The following is a 26,104-nucleotide window of genomic DNA, read 5'->3' on the forward strand; positions in this document are numbered from 1 at the left end:
TTGTATCTTTGTCGCCCGAATTCTGTCCATCCGATTGTTTCTTATTGGAATTTGAGAGGATGAAGAACAGGATGATTAGGCTTTTTTTATACCTTTGCAACGATTAAAAAAGTAGAGCTTTGGGAAAGTTTGATAAATATAAAATTGATTTGAAAGGCATGCAGGCAGATTCTACTAAGTATGAATTTGTTCTTGATAACCTTTATTTCTCTCACATTGATGGTCCTGAGGTTCAGAAGGGTAAGGTTAATGTGGAGTTGACTGTCAAAAAGACATCGCGTGCTTTTGAATTAAGTTTTCAGACCGATGGTGTCGTATGGGTTCCATGCGACCGTTGTCTGGATGAGATGGAGTTGCCTGTTACTTCTTCTGATAAGTTGATGGTTAAGTTTGGTCATGAATATGCAGAGGAAGGGGATAACTTAATTGTGATCCCTGAAGAAGAAGGAGAGATCAATGTCGCATGGTTTATGTATGAATTTATAGCTTTGGCTATTCCGATGAAGCATGTCCACGCACCCGGTAAGTGTAATAAAACTATGACCGGTAAATTGAGCAAGCACCTTAGAAACAATGCGGATGAAGAAAGTGATGATGCATTCGAATCTGTAGGTGGTGGCGATGATATCGTTGTAGAAGAAGCCGAGGAACAGATCGATCCCCGCTGGAATGAATTAAAAAAAATATTAGATAATAATTAAAGTTTAAAAGAAAATGGCACATCCTAAGAGAAGACAATCGAAAACAAGAACTGCAAAGAGAAGAACTCATGATAAGGCAGTAGCACCTACTTTGGCTATATGTCCTAACTGTGGCGAATGGCATGTTTATCATACTGTATGCGGTGCTTGCGGTTATTACAGAGGTAAACTCGCTATCGTAAAAGAGGCAGCTGTATAATATTTGTACAGTCTGGATAGACTTATACTTAATCAGACAGCCAGGGGGCATTGCTCTCCGGCTGCTTTAAGTATTATGGTATTGCTTATTTAAAATTGAATTGATGGAAAAAATAAATGCAGTAATCACAGGAGTCGGTGGATATGTACCTAATTATGTCTTGACTAATGACGAGATATCAAAGATGGTAGATACGAATGATGAATGGATTATGACTCGTATCGGGGTAAGAGAAAGAAGAATTCTGAATGAAGAAGGATTGGGTACTTCGTATATGGCTCGTAAAGCCTGCAAGCAATTAATGCAGAAAACCGGTTCTAATCCTGACGACATTGATCTGGTCGTTGTTGCAACTACTACTCCTGATTATCACTTCCCCTCCACTGCTTCTATCCTTTGTGACAAACTCGGACTAAAAAACGCCTTCGCTTTTGATCTACAGGCGGCTTGTAGTGGTTTTCTATTTCTAATGGAAACGGCTGCTAATTTCATTCGTTCGGGCAGATACAAAAAGATTATCATTGTGGGTGCAGACAAAATGTCATCGATGGTAGACTATACTGAACGTGCTACATGTCCTATTTTTGGTGACGGTGCAGCTGCTTTTATGTTAGAGCCGACAACGGAAGACGTAGGTATCATGGATGCTTTATTGAGAACAGATGGTAAAGGTCTGCCATTCCTTCATATGAAAGCGGGTGGCTCAGTTTGTCCTCCTTCTTATTTTACCGTTGATAATCATATGCACTTTATCTACCAAGAAGGTAGAACAGTATTTAAATATGCTGTGTCCAACATGTCTGATAGTTGTGCTGCAATTGCAGAACGGAATGGTTTAAATAAAGATAATATTAATTGGATCGTTCCACATCAGGCAAATATGCGTATTATTGATGCGGTAGCTCATCGTTTAGAGCTTCCGTTAGATAAGGTTTTAATCAATATCGACAGATACGGTAATACCAGTGCTGGAACTTTGCCATTGTGTATCTGGGATTTTGAGGATAAACTTAAGAAAGGCGATAACCTGATTTTTACAGCATTTGGTGCAGGGTTTACCTGGGGAGCCGTTTATGTGAAGTGGGGTTATGATTCACAGAAGAAATAGTAACAATCATTACTGATATATAACACATAAAACGCATCTTATTTCGGTTCGATGCGTTTTTTTGTCTAAATCAATAAACGAACGGTGATATGCATAAAGCAGGTTTTGTAAATATAGTAGGTAATCCGAATGTCGGGAAATCGACATTGATGAATGTGTTGGTGGGTGAAAAGGTATCAATTGCCACTTTTAAAGCGCAAACCACCCGTCATCGTATTATGGGAATTTATAATACAGATGACATGCAAATAGTTTTTTCCGATACTCCGGGTGTCTTAAAGCCAAATTATAAGCTGCAGGAGTCGATGCTGAATTTTTCTACTTCAGCACTGACAGATGCAGATATTCTGTTGTATGTAACAGATGTAATAGAAACTCCTGATAAAAACAGTGAGTTTATTGAGAAAGTGCGTAAGATGACTGTTCCGGTACTTCTACTTATAAATAAAATAGATCTTACTGATCAGGAAAAGCTAATCAAGTTGGTAGAAGAATGGAAAGAATTGCTTCCCCAGGCTGAGATTATTCCGATTTCGGCAGCTACGAAGTTCAATGTGGATTATGTGATGAAGAGAGTTAAAGAGTTGCTTCCTGATTCACCACCTTATTTTGGTAAAGATCAATGGACGGACAAACCGGCACGTTTCTTTGTAAACGAAATTCTCAGAGAGAAGATTCTGCTGTATTATGATAAGGAGATTCCTTATTCTGTGGAAGTTGCTGTGGAGGAATTCAAAGAGGAAGAAAATAAGATATTTATACGTGCCATAATTTATGTGGAACGTGACTCTCAAAAAGGAATTATCATTGGCAAGCAGGGAAAAGCTTTGAAAAAAGTGGCTACAGAGGCTCGCCGTGATCTTGAACGTTTCTTCGGAAAGACTGTTTTTTTGGAAACATATGTAAAGGTAGACAAAGATTGGCGCAGTTCAGACAAGGAGTTGCGTAACTTTGGTTATCAGTTAGATTAGGAAAGTAATAGGATCGACTGTGATAGTCGTAATAATAATATGTAAGCTATGGGAAATTTAGTTGCAATTGTAGGTCGGCCCAATGTGGGAAAGTCGACTTTATTCAACCGCTTGACAAAGACTCGTCAGGCTATTGTGAATGATGAAGCGGGAACTACCCGTGATAGACAGTATGGCAAGTCGGAATGGCTGGGCCGTGAATTCTCTGTAGTTGATACAGGTGGCTGGGTTGTCAATTCTGACGATATATTTGAAGAAGAAATCCGTAAACAGGTATTGATGGCTGTGGATGAAGCCGATGTTATTCTGTTTGTAGTGGATGTAATGAATGGTGTAACCGATTTGGATATGCAAGTTGCTACTATATTGCGCCGATCAAAGAGTCCTGTGATCATAGTAGCAAATAAGACCGATAACCATGAGTTACGGTATAATTCAGCAGAGTTTTATAAATTAGGTTTAGGCGATCCATATTGCATTTCGGCTGTAAGCGGTAGTGGCACTGGGGATCTGATGGATGTGATTGTCAGCAAGTTCAAGAAGGAATCTGATGAGATTCTGGATGAAGATATTCCTCGTTTCGCTGTGGTAGGGCGTCCTAATGCCGGGAAGTCATCTATTGTCAATGCCTTCATCGGTGAAGACCGTAATATTGTGACTGAAATAGCCGGGACTACTCGTGATTCAATCTACACTCGTTATAATAAGTTCGGTTTTGATTTTTATTTAGTCGATACGGCAGGTATCCGTAAGAAAAACAAGGTAAACGAGGATTTGGAATATTACTCTGTGGTTCGCTCCATCCGTGCCATAGAAGGATCGGATGTTTGTATACTGATGGTAGATGCTACCCGTGGGATTGAAAGCCAGGATCTTAATATCTTTTCATTGATCCAAAAGAATCAGAAGGGACTTGTAGTTGTTGTTAATAAGTGGGATTTGGTAGAAGAGAAGTCGGATAAAGTGATGAAGACTTTTGCCGAAGCTATACGTTCCCGTTTTGCTCCTTTTGTCGATTTCCCGATTATTTTCGCTTCAGCATTAACCAAACAACGTATTCTTAAAGTGCTGGAAGCAGCACGTGAAGTATACGAAAATCGTACTGTTAAGATACCGACAGCTCGCCTGAACGAAGAAATGCTTCCTTTGATCGAAGCTTATCCCCCACCTGCCATCAAAGGAAAATATATTAAGATTAAGTATATCACCCAGTTGCCTAACACTAAGGTGCCTTCTTTCGTCTTTTTTGCAAATTTGCCACAATACGTGAAAGAGCCGTACAAACGTTTCTTAGAAAACAAGATGCGAGAGAAGTGGGATTTGACCGGAACACCCATCAATGTTTATATTCGTCAGAAGTAATTGGAAATAAACGGTAAAAAAACTAGGCTTTTCAACGATAATGTATATATTTGTATAAGACTAATTAACAGGCATAAGCATTATGAAAGAAAAAGCGGAGATTCTAATCGTAGATGATCATGCATTGATACTTGAGGGATTGTGCAAAGTTCTTGGTAGGATACCGGAGGTAGTTGTGGCAAATGCCGTAACTACTGGGCGAGAAGCCATAGCACTGATCGAAGAGCGTGACTATGATATCTATATTATCGACATAAGCATTCCTGATGTGTCCGGATTCGAATTAATCGATATGATTCGGGAAATAAATGAAGATGCACGCATTATTGTAAATACGATGCATGACGAGATATGGTATATCAACAGGCTGGTTCGCCAGGGAGTAAATGCGGTGACATTGAAAATTTCGGATACTATTGAAATAGAAAAGGCAATAAAAAGTGTCTTGCAAGGTAAAGCGTATACATGTCCGCGTTTTGAGAGTATCCGTCAGAAGTTGAATCATGCTTCTTGTGATATACATCCCAAAGATGTACCGACGAGGCGAGAGCTTGAAGTGTTGCAAGCCGTCTCTGAAGGGCTTTCAACTGCCGAGATAGGATTGCGGTTGGATATTACGGAAAATACTGTTGAGACATTTCGTCGTCGGTTGATTCAGAAATTCGATGCAAAGAATGCAATCGACCTGGTTGTGAAAGCTATGGCACAAGGTTGGATAAAAGTCGGATAATTTGTTTTAATTATCGTTTGTCACGGTTTTCCGTGATGTATATATCTAAATTATCCTTTACCTTTGACCCAGTAATTGAAATAACTCTCTTTTAAGTTTCAACATGAAACAGAAGACGTGAATATATCGTGATGATATATGTCAATTCTATTAACTGGTTTTACAATAAAAAGGGGCATATCCTGATTTCGGGATATGTCCCTTTATTTTTTCCACTTCCAAAAAGATATTCTTACTGTCCGGACAGAAAGAGTTCATTGTCCGGCAATGCGGCATTAGCCGGATATTCCGGACGAAGATGGTGAGTGCCATTTTATGGAATGTCATAGAGAAAAAATATTACATGAGAGTACCTTGCTACTGAAGGCATCCTTCCTCACCGAGGAACACCCCGTTGGCCACCGATGAGGAGCCTCTTCATCACCGATGAAGAGGCCGTTAGTCACCGAGGTAAAAAACACTCTATTCATGTATTGATTATCAGCTATTTAATTCTTCTCTTTTGCTGATGTTGTATGGAAGGTTGTGGCTGAAATTTGTTGACATCCTCCATGTTGAGGATATAATATGTAAACTATCCACTATGTGATATGTTATATTCTCGCCTTTTGTACCTTTATGGGATGATAATGTACAAAAAGTGAATATGTAAGGCTAGGTGGTAGTACAATTACGCATAGTATAGTGCTTGCCCTTTTTCAGGAATCACGAGAATTAGCATGGGTATTGCAATGTCCTGCTGGATGATAGTAGCTTCTACCCTTTCAGAGAAGATGTTTCCAGCCTATAACAGAGCTTTGAAATGCTCTTCCAGTGATTCCCCTTTTTGCAGGTTCAGTTTTTTGCGCAGACGTGATCGGGCTATGTTTACACTTTGTGGGTTGATTCCGATAAATAAGGCGATCTCTGCCGAGGTATGATTCATGCTGATTAACATTGAAAGTAGCTCTTCACTCCGGGTTAGTTGCGGAAACTTTTCACGAAGCACCGGGATATAATTGGGATGCAGTACTGCGAAAGAGTGCTTGAACTGTTCTTCGTCTTCCCGGCTGATGATGCTTTGTGCCGTCAACGTGCGTATCGGTTCGAGGTTATTGTCGGCTAATGCCTTCTCTATCTCCTGCGATAGTTGTTCGTTGCGCAGATTTAACTCCTGTTGACGGTTAATGAGACGTTCGATTTCGTGTTGGTTTAGTTCCATTTCCTTCTTTTGGATTTCGATTTCCCGCTCCTTCTTTTCCACTAAGAGTCGGGAGGCCTTATGGCGGATCAGCATATATGCTATACTCGAAACTAAAAGTAACAAGAGGAGTACAATCAACGAAATCTGATAAAACGATGCTTGTTGCTGCAACTCCACCTTGGCTGTCAGTAAATTGTTCTCTTGTTCTTTTCGTTCCGTTTCATACCGTATATTATTTCCGATCACCGCCCGTTTTACGTCCATGCTTGCTAATGAATCCAAAACAGGTTTTGTCTTTTCATAATAATAAGCAAATTGCTCGTTCATCCCTTGCTTTCGATAAGCGTCCATCAACAGCGTATGGGCTATGATTTCATTTTCCTTCCACCCTGATTTCTCAAAATCTTCTGCTGCTGCCTTTACCAATCTTACTCCTTCCGCCAATTTTCCGTCAGCAATGAAAGCTTTCCCATTATACAATTTCAATTGTGATTTGGCCCAAAGAGGGATGCCTGCCGTATCTCTACAAACTTCTTCTGCCAATTGCAAAGCCTTGGCAATGGAGTCGGGGTAGTCGGTATAAGCATTCAATAATTCGATATTGCTTATGAATATTCCCTTGAATTTTCCTTGTAAGGCAGAGATGCTTTTTGCCAGTTGTAGGTAATAAAATAGAGAGTCCCGATTTTCCATTTGCTTAAAAATGGCGGCCCGATTGCGAAAGACGTCGCCTAGCCCGAGGCTATCCATCTGTAGTGAGTATCTTACGGCTTGTGCGTTGTGGCTGAGTGCTTGTTCATAGAGTCCCAGTTCCGCGTAGATGTCCGCTTGTTCTCCGTAAGCTACCATCACATTGATGGGTGATTGGGAATCATCAAAACTGCTTATCGCTTCTTGATTCATGGAAACTGCTTTTTCGTATTGTCCTTGTTGCCGATAGTAAGAACTCAGCCTTGAGAATACCCTTCCCATATTTTTGAACTCAGCCCCTTGCTGGTGGAGGATTGCGGCTTGTTCAAGCAAGCTGATCGCTTTGCCGATTTGATCCGAGCAATAATAATATACACAACTTGCCATTTCAAGATTCTGAATCCTTAGTCCATTGTCTGTTTCGGGAGGAAGCGCCAAATACTTCTCTGCTGTGCTGACGGCATTCTGCTTGTCTCCGAGAAGCTGGAAAAGATGCGCTTTGGTCACTGTTAGTTGCTGGTGGCAGTAGGTACGAAGGAAAGGTTGCTCGTGAAGGCTGTCTATATATTCTATTCCTTTGGCATATGTCTTGGTTGCATCTGTTATGTTAAAGAAGGCATCTATATAGATACGACAGTAGTGCTGCAGTGAATCATTTGCCATGTCATCGGCTGGAAGCCTCGATATGAATTGTTTGATTGCAGCCATCGCTTCAGGATATTTTTTCTCGCTGATTTCTGTTTTCAACGCTTTGAATTCTTCTTCCGGTTGTCGGCATTTATTTGAATCTTTTCCTGTTCCGGAGTGACATGCCATGCATATGTATACCGTCAGGAAAATGTAAACCCATACAACAGTACATTTCGACATACTATTTGATTATTATTTGTTTTGCACGAAAAATATCTATCTTGTTTTCTTCTTAGAGTGAAAATACTTAATTGGGGAGACACTTTTAATGATTGGTACGTACCGATTTACATTAGAAGTTTTAGTCATCCTCCAAGTCAAAAAAATAACAATTGCCTTTTTCTTTTATCCCTTCTTAATTCTCCCTTTTTCCTTCTGCCTTCTCTCTCAATTCCTCCTCTTTGACCTTGCGCAGTAGATCCGATGCGAAGATGAAGTCGTTCAAGCGTTTATTTGTTGAAGTGAAGATATCGTTTTTGGTTCCTTCCCATTCTTTATGCCCTTGATAAATGTAAATGATTTCATCACCGATGCCCAATACCGAATTCATGTCGTGAGTATTGATGATGGTAGTCATATTATACTCTACCGTAATGTCATGGATCAGATCGTCGATGACTAAAGAAGTTTTTGGGTCCAGTCCGGAGTTCGGCTCGTCACAGAAGAGGTATTGTGGGTTCAAGGCAATGGCGCGTGCGATAGCCACACGTTTCTGCATACCTCCACTGATTTCACCGGGGAATTTATCTTTGGCTTCTCCCAAGTTGACACGATCCAAACAGAACATGGCTCTCTTTGTACGATCCCGCAACGTGTCGTTACTAAACATGTTCAATGGGAACATCACATTGTCGAGTACGGACATGGAGTCGAAAAGGGCAGCGCTTTGGAAAATCATTCCCATCTCCCGGCGCAACATCTTTTTCTCCTTTTTTCCCATCGCCAGCAAATTGCGGTGGTCATACAGTATTTCTCCTTTTTCAGGTGTCAGCAAGCCTACGATACATTTCATAAGTACAGTTTTTCCGGAACCGCTTTGACCGATAATCAGGTTTGTCTTCCCGTTTTCGAAGGTAGCATTTATATCGTTCAATACTGTTTTATCTTCAAATGATTTATAGAGTCCTTTTACTTCAATCATCCCATCAAGAGTTTAGTTAATATCAAATCGGAAAACAAAATAAGCACGCTGCTGGAAACCACCGCATCTGTCGAAGCCTTGCCTACTTCTATCGAGCCGCCTTCTACCGTATAGCCGAAATAAGATGCTACACTGGCGATGATGAAGGCAAAGAATAGCGATTTGATGATTCCGCACCAGACAAACCATTCAACGAACATATATTGTAGTCCGTACTCCAAATCCGTTGCAGTCATGATGCCTCCAAACCAGCAAGTGGCAAAAGCACCGATGATTCCTGCAAATATACTGAATGTTACCAGGATCGGAATGGTTGTCACCATGGCTGCCACCTTCGGGAGTATCAGATAATTGGCCGAATTCACTCCCATGATTTCCAGCGCATCGATCTGTTGCGTCACACGCATTGTCCCCAATTCGGATGCGATGTTTGAACCTACTTTACCTGCCAGAATCAGACACATGATGGAGGAAGAAAATTCCAGCAACATGATTTCGCGGGTGACGTAGCCGACTGTCCAGCGAGGCATCCACGGACTTTCGATGTTCAGTTTTATTTGAATCGTAATTACTGCACCGATAAAAAATGAAATCAACAATACGATCCCGATGGAGTTGACTCCCAGTTGCTCTATCTCTTTGAGATATTGACGGAAAAACATACGTATCCGCTCTGGTCGTGCAAATGTACGCCCCATAAGTATCATGTATGCTCCGACAGTCCTTAATGCTTTGATCATAACTTCGTATATTTGTCTGCAAATGTACCTATTTTCGGCTTATTTTTACTACATTTGCCGCAAAATAACATGTTATGGAAGAAAGCAAAATGGTGCTTCGTACGGAAGATTTGGTGAAGAAGTACGGTAAACGAACGGTGGTCAGCCATGTTTCCATTGATGTGAAACAAGGTGAGATTGTGGGGTTGCTGGGACCGAACGGTGCCGGTAAGACCACTTCTTTTTATATGACCGTGGGATTGATTACTCCCAACGAGGGGCGCATTTTTCTGGATGATCTGGAGATTACGAAATATCCGGTTTACAAGCGGGCACAGACCGGCATCGGTTATTTGGCTCAGGAAGCTTCCGTGTTCCGTCAGATGAGTGTGGAAGATAATATCGCTTCCGTCCTCGAGATGACGAACAAATCAAAAGAGTATCAAAAGGATAAGTTGGAGAGCCTGATAGCAGAGTTCCGTTTGCAAAAGGTACGCAAGAATAAAGGTAATCAGTTGTCCGGAGGCGAGCGTCGTCGTACGGAGATTGCCCGTTGCTTGGCTATCGATCCGAAGTTTATCATGCTTGATGAACCTTTTGCGGGTGTCGACCCCATAGCAGTGGAAGATATTCAGCAGATAGTCTGGAAGTTGAAAGATAAAAACATTGGCATCCTTATTACCGACCATAACGTACAGGAGACTTTGAGCATTACCGACCGTGCTTATCTGCTGTTTGAAGGGAAAATTCTTTTTCAGGGAACACCGGAAGAACTTGCTGAAAATAAAATCGTACGAGAGAAGTATTTGAGTAACAGTTTTGTGCTTCGTCGGAAGGATTTTCAAATGGTGAAAGATTGATTTTACAAGCCAACCTGTGGCGAGAATCACGAATTAATAAGTCAGCCGTTAATAAGAGGCGCATTTTTCACTAATATCTGCATTGCGGATCATTAATATTCCATGTGATAACCTTTAATACTCAGCGTACTGGCTATTAATAACCAGTACGCTGGTCATTAATAGCCTACGCACAGGGTAGCCATACCCAATAAATTGAGTACCCATAACTGATAAACAAGATAAAGCAGTTTCAGAAGATAAAGTCGGAAATACGGTAACTAAAAGAGGGGTGGTTAGAGACTAGAGTGTTCTGACACCGTTTTCTAATGTAAAAATATGAAGATGTCAATCTATGTGTTTTATATTTACAACCACCTGCCATTGGGAAGGGTTTCGAGCATTCTTTATTACCATATCCGAATAATTCTCCCGACGTTTTTTTGATAATTGAAAGATTAGCATTAATTTTGCACCCTCGCTTAAATATAGATTAGTATAAATCAAATAAATAATTGTCAGAATGAACGTTTCATTTCAAAACATTGACAAAGTAAGTGGATTGCTTACGGTAAAGCTGGAAAAAGCTGACTATCAGGAAAAAGTAGATAAACAGTTGAAATCATTTCGTCAGAAAGCCCAAATCCCGGGGTTCCGCAAAGGAATGGTACCGATGAGCTTGGTGAAGAAAATGTATGGTAAGTCAGTGATCGCCGAAGAGGTGAACAAAACTCTTTCAGAACAGGTATACGATTATATCAAGAATAATAATTTGAACGTTTTGGGCGAACCGCTGCCTAATGAAGAAAAGCAGCCGGAGATCGATTTCGATACAATGGAAGAGTTTGAATTTGTATTCGATATTGCCCTTGCCCCTGAATTCAAAGCTGAAGTAAGCAATCAGGACAAGATTGATTATTATACCATCGAAGTGACTGACGAGATGGTGGATAACCAAGTAAAAGCCTACACCCAACGTAACGGCAAATATGACAAAGTGGATGTATATCAAGATAATGATATGCTGAAAGGTTTGATTGCCGAATTGGATGAAAATGGAAATACTAAAGAAGGCGGTGTTCAGGTAGAAGGTGCAGTATTGATGCCTTCTTATATGAAAAATGATGAACAGAAAGCTATCTTTGCCAATGCAAAAGTGAATGATGTATTGGTGTTTAATCCAAATACGGCTTATGACGGCCATGAAGCTGAAATCGCTTCATTATTGAAGATTGAAAAAGAAGCCGTAGCCGATATGAAATCTAATTTCAGTTTCCAGGTTGAAGAAATAACACGTTTCGTTCCGGGTGAATTGAACCAAGAAATTTTCGATCAGGTGCTGGGTAAGGATGTAGTAAAAACAGAAGAAGAATTCCGTGTTAAAGTAAAAGAAAGTATCGCAGAACAATTCGTTTCAGATAGTGATTATAAATTCTTAATCGATGCACGTAAGGTGTTGATGGAGAAAGTTGGAAAGCTTGAATTCCCCGATGCATTACTGAAGCGCATCATGTTGCTTAATAATAAGGAAAAGGGCGAAGAGTTTGTTGCTGAAAACTATGATAAAAGCATTGAAGAACTGACATGGCACCTGATCAAAGAGCAATTAGTGAAAGCTAATGAAATAAAAGTTGAGCAGGAAGATGTGATCAAGATGGCAAAAGATGCAACAAAAGCTCAGTTCGCTCAATACGGAATGTTGACCGTCCCTGAGGACGTGCTTGAGAATTATGCTCAGGAAATGCTGAAGAAGAAAGAAAACGTCGATGGTCTGGTAAACCGTGTCGTTGAAGCTAAACTGGCCGCAGCACTGAAATCGCAGGTGGCTTTGGACAACAAAACCGTATCGATGGAAGAATTCAACAAGATGTTTGAATAATATTCTTGTCTGAAGAGGACATAAAGTCACAGAAACACAGAGTTTTTATAAAATTATAACTCTGTGTTTTTTTGTGTCTCTGTGTTCTTTTTTGTTTCTTTGCAGTTATATTATTAAATAAAATAAGAAAGGAACATAAGAAATGGATGATTTTAGAAAATACGCAACCAAGCATTTAGGTATAAATAGCATGGTGTTGGATGATGTGATCAAATCACAAGCCGGGTATTTGAATCCCTATATTCTCGAAGAGAGACAACTGAACGTGACACAACTTGATGTATTCTCACGCTTAATGATGGATCGTATCATTTTTCTGGGAACCCAAGTCGATGATTATACTGCAAATACGTTGCAAGCCCAGTTGCTGTATCTTGATTCTGTAGATCCGGGTAAAGATATTTCTATCTATATCAACTCTCCCGGTGGATCGGTATCTGCAGGATTGGGGATTTATGATACCATGCAGTTCATAACAAGTGACGTAGCGACCATCTGCACAGGCATGGCCGCTTCGATGGCGGCTGTATTGCTGGTAGCCGGAGCCGAAGGGAAACGTTCTGCCTTGAAACATTCGCGGGTGATGATTCATCAACCGATGGGTGGTGCGCAGGGGCAGGCTTCCGATATCGAAATTACCGCTCGCGAGATAATGAAGTTAAAGAAAGAACTTTATACTATTATTGCCGATCATTCCCATATGAGCTATGACAAAGTATGGGCCGATTCCGACCGTGATTACTGGATGACTGCTCAGGAAGCTAAAGAGTATGGCATGGTAGATGAAGTGTTGATTAAAAAATAAAAATGGCTGAATCAAGAACTAACAAGAAAAAGTGTAGCTTTTGTGGCCGTTCGGAGAATGAAGTCGGATTCCTCATTACAGGGATGAACGGCTACATTTGTGATAGTTGCGCAACCCAGGCTTATGAGATTACTCAGGAAGCCTTGGGTGCTGCTAAGAACGGTGCGGGAGCTACAAAGCTAAATCTTAAAGAACTGCCTAAACCTGTAGAAATAAAGAATTTTCTGGATCAGTACGTGATCGGGCAGGATGACGCAAAACGGTTTCTATCCGTTTCGGTTTACAATCATTACAAAAGGCTTTTGCAAAAAGACAGTGGTGACGATGTGGAAATTGAGAAGTCCAATATCATCATGGTAGGTAGCACAGGAACCGGAAAAACGCTGTTAGCCCGTACAATTGCTAAATTGTTGCATGTGCCCTTCACCATAGTGGATGCCACGGTATTGACAGAAGCTGGTTATGTGGGTGAGGATATTGAAAGCATCCTGACTCGTCTGTTGCAGGTGGCCGATTATAATGTGCCCGAAGCGGAACAGGGGATTGTATTTATCGATGAGATAGATAAGATTGCCCGCAAAGGTGACAACCCTTCCATTACCCGCGATGTCAGCGGAGAGGGAGTTCAACAAGGATTATTGAAATTGTTGGAAGGGTCGGTTGTAAACGTCCCGCCTCAGGGTGGCCGCAAACATCCGGACCAGAAGATGATCCCCGTAAATACAAAAAACATCCTGTTTATCTGTGGCGGTGCGTTTGATGGTATCGAGAAGAAAATAGCTCAACGTTTGAACACACATGTAGTAGGCTACAACGCTTCACAAAAGACGGCTGCCATCGACAAGAACAACATGATGCAATACATTGCTCCCCAAGATTTAAAGTCATTCGGGTTGATTCCTGAGATAATCGGGCGGTTGCCGGTGTTGACTTATTTGAATCCTTTGGATCGCACAGCGCTTCGTGCCATACTGACCGAACCGAAGAATTCCATCATCCGGCAATATGTGAAGCTGTTCGAAATGGATGGCGTGAAACTGACTTTTCAGGATGAGGTGTTTGAATACATCGTTGACAAAGCGGTCGAATATAAGTTAGGCGCACGTGGATTGCGCTCTATCGTTGAAACGATCATGATGGATGTGATGTTTGAAATACCCTCTGAAAATAAAAATACATATGAGGTGACATTGGATTATGCAAAACACCAATTGGAGAAAGCAAATCTTGCTAGATTGCAAAACGCTTAAAATCAAATGGTAAGATGCTCTGGATGGCTTGACTATGTTTTTTCTTGAAAAATATTAATCAGATTATGCTTGATATTTAAGAAGTTGTTTATAACTTTGTTAGTACTCTTTAAAAGTAAAGAGTTGAATATTAAATCATGAACTGAATAAAACAACCTATTTAAGATGGCAGGGAAGATTAATTTGACAGACCAACTGAAAAAGTATTTCGGATTTGATAAATTCAAGGGGAATCAGGAAGCAATCATTCAGAACTTGCTCAATGGTGGCGATACCTTTGTGTTGATGCCTACTGGCGGTGGGAAATCTTTGTGCTATCAGTTACCTTCTCTTATGATGGAAGGTACGGCAATTGTAATTTCCCCCCTGATCGCTTTGATGAAAAATCAGGTAGATGCTATGCGTAATTTCAGTGAAGAAGATGGAATTGCCCATTTCATTAACTCATCTCTGAATAAAGGTGCAATAGATCAGGTGAAGTCTGACATTCTTGACGGAAAGACAAAATTACTGTATGTCGCTCCCGAGTCACTGACGAAGGAAGAAAATGTAGAATTCCTGCGAACTGTGAAGATTTCGTTTTATGCGGTGGATGAGGCTCACTGTATTTCTGAATGGGGACATGATTTCCGTCCCGAATACAGAAGAATCCGTCCGATTATTAATGAGATTGGAAAAGCACCGCTTATCGCACTTACTGCAACCGCAACTCCGAAGGTTCAACACGATATCCAGAAGAACTTGGGTATGGTTGATGCTCAGGTATTCAAGTCATCGTTCAACCGTCCGAATCTATATTACGAAGTACGTCCTAAAACTGCAAATATCGATAGAGATATCATTAAGTTTATCAAGAATAACCCCGAAAAGTCAGGCATTATCTATTGTCTGAGTCGGAAGAAGGTCGAGGAGCTTGCCGAGATACTTCAAGCTAACGGCATCAATGCCCGTGCGTATCATGCCGGTATGGATTCGGCAACGAGAACGCAGAACCAGGATGACTTCCTGATGGAAAAGATTGATGTGATTGTAGCAACCATCGCTTTCGGTATGGGTATTGATAAGCCGGATGTAAGGTATGTGATCCATTATGATATACCCAAAAGTCTGGAAGGTTATTATCAGGAGACAGGTCGTGCCGGTAGAGATGGCGGGGAAGGCCAATGTATTACCTTTTATACAAATAAGGATCTGCAGAAACTTGAAAAGTTCATGCAGGGAAAACCTGTGGCAGAACAGGAAATAGGCAAACAGCTTCTGCTGGAAACTGCTGCGTATGCCGAATCTTCCGTGTGTCGCCGTAAGACATTATTGCACTACTTCGGTGAAGAGTACATGGAAGAAAATTGTGGAAATTGTGACAACTGTTTAAATCCTAAAAAACAAGTGGAGGCTCAAGACTTATTGTGTGCTGTGATTGAAGCGATCGTAGCAGTAAAAGAAAACTTTAAAGCTGATTATATAATAGATATTTTACAGGGAAGGGAAACTTCCGAGGTGCAAGCGCATTTGCATGAAGACCTTGAAGTTTTCGGTTCCGGAATGGGAGAAGAAGACAAGACTTGGAATGCAGTCATTCGTCAGGCATTGATAGCCGGATACCTCAGTAAAGATGTAGAAAACTACGGCCTGCTGAAAGTGACCGAGGAAGGGCTTGAATTTCTGAAAAAACCGAAATCATTCAAGATAACCGAAGACAATGATTTTGAGGATGTAGAAGAAGAAACCCCGGCCAGAGGCGGAGGGTCTTGTGCGGTCGATCCGGCATTGTACTCTATGCTGAAGGATTTGCGCAAGAAGCTTTCCAAAAAACTGGAAGTTCCTCCTTATGTGATTTTCCAAGATCCTTCTCTTGAGGCGATGGCTACTATCTATCCGGTAACTCTGGATGAACTTCAGAATATCCCGGGTGTTGGTGCGGGAAAAGCAAAAAGATATGGAGAAGAATTCTGTAAGCTGATTAAACGGCACTGCGAGGAAAATGAGATAGAACGTCCGGAAGACTTGCGTGTACGTACGGTTGCCAATAAGTCAAAGATGAAGGTTTCTATTATTCAAGCCATCGACCGCAAAGTAGCTTTGGATGACATCGCATTGTCTAAAGGCATCGAATTCGGTGAACTCCTTGACGAAGTAGAGGCGATTGTTTATTCAGGCACAAAATTGAATATCGATTACTTCTTGGATGAAATTATGGATGAGGATCATATGCTTGACATATATGATTACTTTAAAGAATCCACTACAGATAAAATAGATGATGCGCTTGAGGAACTGGGGGATGAATTTACGGAAGAAGAAGTTCGTCTGGTTCGCATCAAGTTTATCTCCGAAATGGCCAATTAAAAATGCGAAAAAATCTTGCGTGCAGGTATGCGGTTTTGAATAAAAACTGTATATTTGCACGCAATAAATTTTAAACGCGTAGCCTTATGTCATTTATTGCTGATAAGATTGTAATGGATGGATTAACGTATGATGATGTTTTGTTAATCCCCGCTTATTCTGAAGTTTTACCACGCACAGTCGAACTCTCGACAAAGTTTTCAAAAAACATTGAGCTGAAAATTCCTTTTGTAACTGCGGCTATGGACACGGTTACTGAGGCTAAAATGGCTATTGCCATTGCCCGTGAGGGAGGAATCGGTGTGATTCATAAAAATATGTCTATTAAGAATCAGGCAAAACAGGTTGCTACTGTTAAGCGTGCTGAAAATGGCATGATTTATGATCCGGTTACTATTAAAAAAGGTTCCACTGTACGTGACGCGCTCGCTTTGATGGCGGAATACAAAATAGGTGGGATTCCGGTAGTGGATGATGACAAATATTTGGTCGGTATTGTAACCAACCGTGACCTTCGTTTTGAGCGCGATATGGATAAACATATCGATGAGGTGATGACAAAAGAAAATCTGGTGACAACTAACCAGTCTACCGATTTGGAATCAGCTGCACAAATTTTGCAAAGGCACAAGATAGAAAAGCTGCCTGTGGTAGATAAAGACAATAGGCTGGTTGGCTTAGTGACTTATAAGGATATTACAAAGGCTAAGGACAAGCCGATGGCTTGCAAGGATGCTAAAGGACGTTTGCGTGTCGCTGCCGGTGTCGGGGTTACAGCAGATACATTTGCACGTATGCAGGCATTGGTCGATGCCGGTGCCGATGCCATTGTCATAGATACTGCTCATGGTCATTCGAAAGGAGTCATTGATACTTTGCGAGAAGCGAAAAAACGTTTCCCGAATATTGATATCGTTGTCGGTAATATTGCTACAGGAGAAGCAGCCAAAGCATTGGTTGAGGCCGGTGCCGATGGGGTGAAAGTCGGGATTGGACCAGGCTCAATCTGCACTACCCGCGTCGTGGCAGGTGTTGGAGTGCCGCAATTGTCAGCGGTTTACGATGTTGCTAAGGCATTGAAAGGTACTGGAATTCCTTTGATTGCCGATGGAGGACTTCGCTATTCCGGTGATGTGGTAAAAGCCCTTGCTGCCGGAGGATATTCTGTAATGATCGGATCTTTGGTTGCAGGAACAGAAGAAAGCCCGGGCGAAACTATTATTTTCAATGGACGTAAGTTTAAGTCTTACCGTGGAATGGGATCTTTGGAAGCTATGGAGAATGGATCCAAAGACCGCTATTTCCAGAGTGGAGAAACAGATGTCAAGAAATTGGTGCCGGAAGGAATTGCAGCGCGAGTACCTTATAAAGGAACTTTGTATGAGGTAATATATCAATTGACTGGTGGCTTGCGTGCTGGGATGGGTTATTGCGGAGCAAAAAATATAGAAAAACTACACGATGCCAAATTTACACGCATTACTAATGCCGGAGTAATGGAGAGTCATCCCCACGATGTAACGATTACGAGTGAATCCCCCAATTACAGTCGTCCGGAATAAGGAAATAAGTTTACTAAATAATATACATCAAGTTACGAGTTATAAGCAATATGTAAATGTTTCACTTACGGTGTGCATATTCATGGTTTATAGCTCGTAACTTTATTTTTTCCCTATACAATTTTTCTTGTTTTCCATCGTTTAATAATACGTATGTAAATCTACGAATGCATTATTATGAAAAGAAATCTAGCTTTATTAGTATCCTGTATATTGGGACTTTCCGTTGTAGCACAGGAGGATCCGGTTCTAATGCGTATCAATGGAAAAGATGTGACTCGTTCGGAGTTTGAATATATCTACAATAAAAATAATTCATTGACAGAATTAGAGTCAAAAACACTGAATGAGTACGTAGACCTTTTTGTTAATTTCAAATTAAAAGTCGCAGCTGCCGAAGCTGCGGGAATAGATACCACAGCCACTTTTCGTAATGAACTGAAGGGATATCGCCAACAATTAGCAAAATCCTATCTTACCGATGAAAAGGCTGAAGAGGCTTTTGTTCGTGAGTATTACGATAAAATGAAAAATAAGTCACGTTCCGGTCAGGTACAGGTGATGCACATATTTAAATATCTTCCCCAGAATGCATTGAAAACCGATATTAATGCTGCACAGGTTCGAATGGACTCGATATATAATGCTTTGACGGCCGATTCATCACTGGATTTTGCATCTTTTGTCGAGAAGTTTTCCGAAGATAAGAACAAATTTTGGGTAGGTTTTCTCCAGACTCCGGAAGAATTTGAAGATGTGATCTTCGCTATGGGGAAAGATGAAATCTCGAAGCCTTTTTTCACTCCTTTCGGGCTGCATATTGTCAAAGTTTTCGATGTGAAAGAACTTCCGGTGTTTGAGGAAGTAAAAGGTGAACTGACCCGTAGATTTGCACGTAAAAACGGTATCAGTAAGGGAACGGAAGCGATGATTCAAAAGTTGAAAGGAGAATATCATTTTCAGCAGGAAGAGAAAGGGTTGAATGAGTTGTTTACTAAAGGTGAGACCGACAAACCTCTTTTCGTATTGGACGGACATAATTATACAGGTGTTGAGTTCAAGAAATTTGCAGCATCCTATCCCCGGGGCATTAAGAATCAATATGACATGTTTGTGATTAAATCGATTCTTGATTATGAAGATGGTCGATTAGAGCAAAAATATCCGGCTTTCCGTTTGCTAATGCAAGAATATAAAGAGGGTATGCTTTTGTTTGAAATAAGCAATCGTGAAGTTTGGGATCGGGCTGTAACGGATGAGGCAGGGCAAGAAGCTTATTTTGTATCGCATAAATCCAATTATAAGTGGAAAGAGCCGAGATATAAAGGTATTGTAGTTCATTGTACCGATAAGAAAACAGCGAAACAGATCAAGAAATTTATTAAGAAGTTGCCTGAGAAAGTTTGGGCTGATACCATACAGAAAGTCTTCAATACTCCAACAGATTCGGTAAAGGTGGAAGCCGGAATATTTGCATTGGGTGATAATAAATATGTAGATAAACTTGTCTTTAAAAAAGGTGGATTTGAACCGGTGGAGTACTATCCGTTTACTACTGTTTTTGGTGAAAAACGAAAAGGCCCAGATGAATATACAGAGGTGCGAGGGCCGCTTGCTGCTGATTATCAGAACTTCCTCGACTCGCTTTGGGTAAAGCAATTGCGTGACAATGGTAAGGTTGAAATTAACCAAGAGGTTTTAAAAACAGTTAATAACCACTGATATAACCGATTATTGCATTATCTTCGTACCTTAAATTAAGTATAACTTCAGTTGACAATGCGAATATCGGGCCTCTTATTGGTTTCTCTTCTTGTCTGTGCTTCATGCATTGAAAAGCATGATCATAGAGGAAAGACCCCCTTGGTAGAGGTTGACGGGAACTTTTTATACAAGGAAGACCTTCAGTCTGTGCTTCCTGTTGGATTATCAAAAGACGACAGTCTACTCTTTGCCGAACATTACATACGTAATTGGGCTGAGGATATTTTGTTGTACGAGAAGGCACAGAGCAATATACCTGATAATGGTGAAATAAATCGGCTGGTGGAAAACTATCGCAAAGCGTTGATAACCCATACTTATCAGCAAGAACTGATAGATCAAAAACTTTCCAACGAAATTCCGGATCAGGAGATTACGGACTATTACGAGAAAAACAAAGAACTCTTTAAGTTAGAGCGTCCGTTAATCAAAGGACTCTTTATTAAAGTACCCCTAACCGCTCCTCAATTAGCCAATGTTCGCAAATGGTACAAGTCCGATGCACAAGAATCGGTTGAACATTTGGAGAAGTATAGTTTGCAGAATGCCGTGAAGTATGAATACTTCTATGACAAATGGGTGCCATTAGCCGATATACTAGATATGATTCCTTTGAAAGAGGAGAAACCGGAGGAATATATAAGCAAAAACCGGCATGTCGAACAGAAAGATACAGCATTTTATTATTTCCTTAATGTTAGTGATTATCGCGCAGTAGGTGAACAGAAACCTTATGAGCTTGCAATACCTGAAGTGAAAGATCTGCTTATTAATATTAAACAAGTCGATTTTATGCGTCAGGTGAAAGATGATTTATATAAAAGGGCTGTGGACAGGAAGAAGATTAAATATAATTATTAGATACAAAGAATGATGAAGTTTGTGAACTTTAAAATTGTTGTTTTATTTGCCCTTGTGGCACTTACCACTACAGTGGCGAATGGACAGGACAATGTGATCGATGAAGTTGTCTGGGTTGTAGGTGACGAGGCTATTCTGAAATCGGAAGTAGAGGAGGCACGGCTGAGTGCCTTGTACGAAGGGCGAAAGATTGACGGTGATCCTTATTGTGTAATCCCTGAAGAATTGGCTGTACAGAAATTGTTTTTGCACCAGGCACGTCTTGACAGTATTGAAGTGCCCGAAGCAGAAGTAATCCAGAAAGTCGATGGGATGACGAACCAATGGATACAGATGTTGGGATCAAGAGAAAAAATGGAAGAATACTTTTTTGAACATCAGAATAAAACTCCCTCTCAGATTCGTGAGACTTTGCGTGAAAATGCACGTGAGGGACTTACTGTGCAGAAGATGCAGCAGAAATTAGTAGGAGATATTAAGATCACTCCATCTGAGGTGCGTCGTTATTTTAAAGACCTGCCACAAGATAGTATTCCTTATGTGCCTACACAGGTTGAAGTGCAGATTATCACTTTGCAACCGAAGGTGCCGATTGAGGAAATAGAGGATGTAAAAAGCAGGTTGCGTGAATATACGGATCGTGTCAACAAAGGTGAAACCAGCTTCTCGACATTAGCGCGTATGTATTCTGAAGACAGAGGTTCAGCTATGAAGGGGGGGGAGACCGGTTTTATGGGAAAAGGTATGATGGACCCTGCTTATGCGACCGTTGCATTCGGTCTGCAAGATGCCAAGAAGATTTCTAAAATTGTTGAGTCTGAATATGGATATCATATCATACAATTAATAGAGAAACGTGGTGACCGTGTAAATACCCGTCACATTCTGTTACGTCCTAAAGTCTCGGAAAAAGAATTGGCAGAAGCTCGTGCCCGTTTGGACTCTATCGCAGACGATATACGATTGGATAAATTTTCTTTCGATGTGGCTGCTTCTGCGTTGTCTCAGGATAAAGATACCCGTAACAACCATGGCTTGATGGTGAATACGAATTCTAGAGATGCTATGGCGACTTCTAAATTCGAGATGCAGGAATTGCCACAAGATGTTGCCAAGATAGTCGATAATTTGAATGTGGGTGAAATCTCTAAAGCATTTACAATGGTAAATGAGAAAGATGGTAAGGAGGTTTGTGCTATTGTGAAGTTGAAAACTCGTATCAATGGGCATAAGGCGACTATTACGGATGACTATCAGAATCTGAAAGACATTGTTATTGAAAAACGCCGGGAAGAGTTGCTGCACAAATGGATTCTGGAGAAACAAAAGCATACGTATGTACGCATCGATGATAACTGGAAGAATTGTGATTTCAAATATCCGGGCTGGATTAAAGATTAATGAGAAAGAAACGATCTTTGTTTAAAAGCATCCTCACGGGGATGCTATGTTTGTTTGGGGCATTCCTGCTCGGAGCGCAGAATCAACCTACCTCACAACAGTCGCAGAAGAAAAAAACGAAAGTAGACCTCTTGCATGCCGATGAGGGTAAAGCCGACAAATTGGCTCGTCCGGACGTACAGGTACTGGTCGGTTCGGTGAAGCTGCGTCATGATAGCATGTATATGTATTGTGACAGCGCTTTGATTTACGAAAAGACTAATTCCGTGGAAGCCTTTAATAATGTACGCATGGAACAGGGTGATACGCTTTTCATTTATGGTGATTACCTATATTACGATGGCATAGCGCAGTTGGCTCAACTTCGTGAGAATGTGAAGATGATCAATCGGAATACAACTCTTCTTACGGACAGCCTCAATTACGATCGTATCTATGATTTGGGTTATTATTTCGAAGGCGGTACTCTGATGGATGAAGAGAATGTGCTTACTTCTGATTGGGGAGAATATAGTCCAGCCACCAAACAATCGGTATTCAATCATGACGTTAAATTGGTTAATCCTAAGTTTATTCTGACTTCGGATACATTAAAGTATAATACTCAATCGAAAATTGCTACCATTTTGGGACCATCGGATATCGTCAGTGATAATAATCATATATATTCAGAACGGGGTGTTTACAATACTTTGACAGAGCAAGCCGAACTATTAGATCGATCTATTATAACCAATGGCGGCAAGAGAATGACTGGTGACAGTCTTTTTTATGACCGTAAAGCAGGTTATGGTGAGGCTTTTGATGATGTTGTGATGAAAGATACTGTCAACCGTAATATGTTAACCGGTGATTACTGTTTTTACAACGAACTGACGGATAGTGCATTCGCTACTAAAAGGGCGGTGGCAATTGACTATTCACAGGGGGATAGCCTGTTCATGCATGCCGATACGCTGATGATGACCAGTTATAACTTGAATACCGATTCACTTTTCCGGGAGATGAGAGCTTTTCACAAGGTTCGTATGTATCGTACGGATGTGCAGGGCGTTTGTGACTCATTGGTTTATAATTCTAAAGACTCTTGCATCACGATGTATCGCGATCCTATTCTCTGGAATGAGGGGCAGCAGCTACTGGGTGAAGAGATCAAGATCTATCTGAATGACAGTACCATTGACTGGGCACATATTATTGATCAGGCTTTGACTGTCGAAATGAAAGATTCATTGCATTACAACCAAGTTTCCGGAAAAGAGATCAAAGCCTATTTTGATCAAGGTGAAATGCGGAAAGTAGATGTGATAGCTAATGTATTAGTGGTGTTTTATCCGGAAGAACAGGATAGTACCATGATCGGTATGAATACTTCCGTAACCAGCCTTCTCACCATGCATCTGAAGGATCGAAAAATGCAGCGGATGGTAATGAGTCCCAAGTCCAACGGAACTTTGTACCCTATGGATCAGATTCCGCCCGACAAGATGAAGTTGCCGACTTTTGTCTGGTTCGAATCGATTCGTCCGAAGAATAAAGAAGATATATTTGAATGGAGAGGTAAGAAAGCCGGTGAAACACTGCGGAAATCTACCCGAAAACAATTAAATTCGCCCAAGCGTGAATTAATAAATATGAAATAGCACTATGGGAATGTTTAATAGCGGTATGAGAAAACCGCGCCGCTTCAATCATCAGTACATCTATGTAGACGAGCGTAAGGAAAAGCTCGATAAGATGGAAGAGCAAGCCAAACGCGATTTGGGGATGTTGCCTGAGAAAGAATTTTCTCCGGAAGATATTCGTGGAAAGTTTGTGGAAGGGACTACACACCTGAAACGTCGCAAGGAGAGTGGCCGTAGACCCATGCATTTGGGAGTAATACTTGTAATTATTGTCCTGCTGATCTTTCTGTGGCATTACTTACAGACCGGCAGTTGGGCGTGGGGAAATTAATTCTAACTACTAAACATTATGAGCGATATCATTCATTTATTACCAGACTCGGTTGCCAATCAGATTGCAGCCGGAGAGGTGATACAACGTCCGGCATCCGTTATTAAAGAGTTAGTGGAGAATGCGATCGATGCGGAAGCCAGCAGCATACACGTGCTGGTGACAGATGCCGGAAAAACAAATATACAAGTAATCGATGATGGGAAAGGTATGTCGGAGACGGATGCACGCCTTTCCTTCGAACGCCATGCAACCTCAAAAATCCGAGAGGCTGCCGATTTGTTTGCTTTGCGGACGATGGGATTTCGTGGGGAGGCACTTGCTTCTATTGCTGCGGTTGCGCAGGTAGAACTTAAAACCCGACCGGAGAAAGAAGAGTTAGGTACTAAACTTGTGATTTCCGGATCGAAAGTGGAAAGTCAGGAAGCCATATCCTGTCCGAAGGGAAGCAATTTCTCAGTGAAGAATCTGTTCTTCAATATTCCCGCACGGCGTAAGTTCTTGAAAGCGAACTCTACGGAGCTAAGTAATATTCTTACAGAGTTTGAACGTATTGCTCTGGTTCACCCTGATGTTGCATTTTCGCTTTACAGCAATGATTCCGAATTGTTCAATCTTCCGGTTGTCCCTTTGCGCCAGCGTATCCTCGCCATTTTTGGTAAGAAGCTCAATCAGCAACTGCTGAGTGTCGAGGTGAATACCACCATGATAAAACTGTCCGGATACGTTGCCAAACCCGAGACGGCACGTAAGAAAGGCGCGCATCAGTATTTCTTCGTGAATGGACGTTACATGCGGCATCCCTATTTTCATAAAGCAGTGATGGATGCTTATGAACAGTTAATTCCTTCAGGAGAGCAAGTCTCTTATTTCTTGTATTTTGAGGTCGATCCTGCAAATATTGATGTGAATATCCATCCTACCAAGACAGAGATTAAGTTTGAGAACGAGCAGGCCATTTGGCAGATAATTTCTGCTGCGATAAAAGAAACTTTGGGCAAGTTTAATGCCGTTCCTTCTATTGATTTTGATACGGAAGATATGCCCGACATTCCGGTATTTGAGCAGAATCTTCCGCCAGCGCCACCGAAAGTACATTATAATTCGGATTTCAATCCCTTTAAGGGTTCTTCTTCAATCGGAGGTGGGGGAGATTATTCCCGTAAAAAAGTGGAGTGGGAAGGGTTTTATGGCGGTTTGGAAAAAGCCAGTAAGATGAACATGCCGATGGACGAGCCGGAACCGGACTCTGGAACTCTTTTCACGGCATCTTCCGCTTTTGAGCCTGAAGTGCAGCCAGAGGTTTCGTCTACCCTCTATACCGCTGAGCCGGTGGTGGAAAAGGGAAACATGCATATGCAATTCAAGGGACGTTTTATTCTCACATCGGTAAAGTCGGGATTGATGTTGATCGACCAGCACCGCGCCCATATCCGTGTCTTATTTGACAGGTATATGGCTCAGATCCGGCAAAAGCAGGGAATGTCGCAGGGAGTATTATTTCCTGAGATCCTTCAATTACCGGCATCTGAAGCAGCGATGTTGCAAAGTATCATGGAAGATCTTTCGGCTGTTGGATTCGATCTTAGCAATTTGGGCGGAGGGAGTTATGCCATTAATGGCATTCCTTCCGGTATTGAAGGGCTCGATCCGGTGGAGTTGGTGCGAAACATGCTTCACACGGCTATGGAGAAAGGTAATGATGTGAAAGAAGAAGTTCAGAACATTCTTGCACTCACATTGGCCCGTGCTGCCGCCATCGTTTATGGACAGGTGTTGACAAATGAAGAAATGATCAGCTTGGTGGACAGTCTTTTTGCTTGTGCAGCTCCCAATTATACTCCGGATGGAAAAATCGTGCTGACCACTATTAAAGAGGAAGAGATCGAGAAGCTTTTTAAATAATTTAGGATCCCGGAAGTAATCTTTCCTATGAGGCAAACCGGG

At 41.3% G+C, this 26,104-nt stretch carries 22 protein-coding genes; 18 read left to right on the forward strand and 4 right to left on the reverse strand.

Annotation, left to right across the window (positions count from 1 at the left end; all coding sequences use genetic code 11):
- Positions 1-119 precede the first annotated feature (119 nt).
- From H8744_RS07855 to H8744_RS07880, 6 genes are all read left to right on the forward strand, one after another.
- Positions 120-701 (forward strand): YceD family protein, encoded by a 582-nt coding sequence (locus tag H8744_RS07855; RefSeq protein ID WP_262434312.1) that lies wholly within the window; start codon positions 120-122, stop codon positions 699-701.
- A gap of 13 nt (positions 702-714) precedes the next feature.
- A complete protein-coding gene (gene rpmF / locus H8744_RS07860; RefSeq protein WP_077155371.1) occupies positions 715-900 on the forward strand; it encodes a 50S ribosomal protein L32 in 186 nt (61 codons plus the stop codon).
- Between the two features lie 103 nt (positions 901-1,003).
- Entirely contained in the window at positions 1,004-2,008 is a 1,005-nt protein-coding gene (locus H8744_RS07865) for a beta-ketoacyl-ACP synthase III (protein WP_262434313.1), read from the forward strand.
- A gap of 89 nt (positions 2,009-2,097) precedes the next feature.
- Entirely contained in the window at positions 2,098-2,979 is an 882-nt protein-coding gene (era, locus tag H8744_RS07870; protein ID WP_262434314.1) for a GTPase Era, read from the forward strand.
- A gap of 48 nt (positions 2,980-3,027) precedes the next feature.
- Positions 3,028-4,341, forward strand: a complete 1,314-nt coding sequence (gene der, locus H8744_RS07875) for a ribosome biogenesis GTPase Der (RefSeq protein ID WP_305067354.1) — start codon at positions 3,028-3,030, stop codon at positions 4,339-4,341.
- Between the two features lie 82 nt (positions 4,342-4,423).
- The gene (locus tag H8744_RS07880) at positions 4,424-5,071 is read left to right on the forward strand and encodes a response regulator (protein WP_262434315.1); all 648 of its coding nucleotides are present in this window, start codon (positions 4,424-4,426) and stop codon (positions 5,069-5,071) included.
- Positions 5,072-5,221: 150 nt separating this feature from the next.
- Here the strand turns inward: H8744_RS07880 and H8744_RS07885 are convergent, their stop codons facing one another.
- From H8744_RS07885 to H8744_RS07900, 4 genes are all read right to left on the reverse strand, one after another.
- A complete protein-coding gene (locus H8744_RS07885; protein WP_262434316.1) occupies positions 5,222-5,398 on the reverse strand; it encodes a hypothetical protein in 177 nt (58 codons plus the stop codon).
- A 457-nt stretch (positions 5,399-5,855) separates the two neighbouring features.
- A complete protein-coding gene (locus H8744_RS07890; protein WP_262434317.1) occupies positions 5,856-7,814 on the reverse strand; it encodes a tetratricopeptide repeat protein in 1,959 nt (652 codons plus the stop codon).
- A gap of 175 nt (positions 7,815-7,989) precedes the next feature.
- Positions 7,990-8,775: an ABC transporter ATP-binding protein gene (locus H8744_RS07895; protein ID WP_262434318.1), complete on the reverse strand. Its 786-nt coding sequence runs from the start codon at positions 8,773-8,775 to the stop codon at positions 7,990-7,992.
- Entirely contained in the window at positions 8,772-9,515 is a 744-nt protein-coding gene (locus H8744_RS07900) for an MlaE family ABC transporter permease (protein ID WP_262434319.1), read from the reverse strand. The genes H8744_RS07895 and H8744_RS07900 overlap by 4 nt, the downstream gene beginning before the upstream one ends.
- A 74-nt stretch (positions 9,516-9,589) precedes the next feature.
- Between H8744_RS07900 and lptB the strand changes: the two genes are divergently transcribed.
- The 12 genes from lptB (at position 9,590) to mutL (ending at position 26,062) form a co-directional block, all read left to right on the forward strand.
- Positions 9,590-10,354, forward strand: coding sequence for an LPS export ABC transporter ATP-binding protein (gene lptB, locus H8744_RS07905; RefSeq protein ID WP_305067355.1), 765 nt, complete (start codon positions 9,590-9,592; stop codon positions 10,352-10,354).
- 502 nt (positions 10,355-10,856) lie between these two features.
- Entirely contained in the window at positions 10,857-12,212 is a 1,356-nt protein-coding gene (tig, locus tag H8744_RS07910) for a trigger factor (RefSeq protein ID WP_262434320.1), read from the forward strand.
- Between the two features lie 142 nt (positions 12,213-12,354).
- A complete protein-coding gene (gene clpP / locus H8744_RS07915) occupies positions 12,355-13,017 on the forward strand; it encodes an ATP-dependent Clp endopeptidase proteolytic subunit ClpP (protein WP_262434321.1) in 663 nt (220 codons plus the stop codon).
- 2 nt (positions 13,018-13,019) lie between these two features.
- Entirely contained in the window at positions 13,020-14,267 is a 1,248-nt protein-coding gene (clpX, locus tag H8744_RS07920; protein WP_262434322.1) for an ATP-dependent Clp protease ATP-binding subunit ClpX, read from the forward strand.
- A 165-nt stretch (positions 14,268-14,432) separates the two neighbouring features.
- Complete coding sequence (gene recQ, locus H8744_RS07925) at positions 14,433-16,613, forward strand: DNA helicase RecQ (RefSeq protein ID WP_262434323.1); 2,181 nt, start codon at positions 14,433-14,435, stop codon at positions 16,611-16,613.
- Positions 16,614-16,699: 86 nt separating this feature from the next.
- Entirely contained in the window at positions 16,700-18,175 is a 1,476-nt protein-coding gene (gene guaB, locus H8744_RS07930; protein WP_305067356.1) for an IMP dehydrogenase, read from the forward strand.
- A 177-nt stretch (positions 18,176-18,352) separates the two neighbouring features.
- Positions 18,353-19,897: a peptidylprolyl isomerase gene (locus tag H8744_RS07935; RefSeq protein WP_262434324.1), complete on the forward strand. Its 1,545-nt coding sequence runs from the start codon at positions 18,353-18,355 to the stop codon at positions 19,895-19,897.
- A 57-nt stretch (positions 19,898-19,954) separates the two neighbouring features.
- Positions 19,955-20,800, forward strand: a complete 846-nt coding sequence (locus tag H8744_RS07940; RefSeq protein ID WP_262434325.1) for a peptidylprolyl isomerase — start codon at positions 19,955-19,957, stop codon at positions 20,798-20,800.
- 9 nt (positions 20,801-20,809) lie between these two features.
- On the forward strand, positions 20,810-22,201 hold the full coding sequence (locus H8744_RS07945; RefSeq protein ID WP_262434326.1) for a peptidylprolyl isomerase: 1,392 nt from the start codon (positions 20,810-20,812) through the stop codon (positions 22,199-22,201).
- Positions 22,201-23,844: an OstA-like protein gene (locus H8744_RS07950; RefSeq protein ID WP_262434327.1), complete on the forward strand. Its 1,644-nt coding sequence runs from the start codon at positions 22,201-22,203 to the stop codon at positions 23,842-23,844. The genes H8744_RS07945 and H8744_RS07950 overlap by 1 nt, the downstream gene beginning before the upstream one ends.
- Before the next feature lie 4 nt (positions 23,845-23,848).
- Positions 23,849-24,157: a hypothetical protein gene (locus H8744_RS07955; protein WP_262434328.1), complete on the forward strand. Its 309-nt coding sequence runs from the start codon at positions 23,849-23,851 to the stop codon at positions 24,155-24,157.
- 18 nt (positions 24,158-24,175) lie between these two features.
- On the forward strand, positions 24,176-26,062 hold the full coding sequence (gene mutL, locus H8744_RS07960) for a DNA mismatch repair endonuclease MutL (protein WP_262434329.1): 1,887 nt from the start codon (positions 24,176-24,178) through the stop codon (positions 26,060-26,062).
- Positions 26,063-26,104 lie beyond the last annotated feature (42 nt).

Source organism: Jilunia laotingensis, from assembly GCF_014385165.1.
Classification (GTDB): Bacteria; Bacteroidota; Bacteroidia; order Bacteroidales; family Bacteroidaceae; genus Bacteroides; species Bacteroides laotingensis.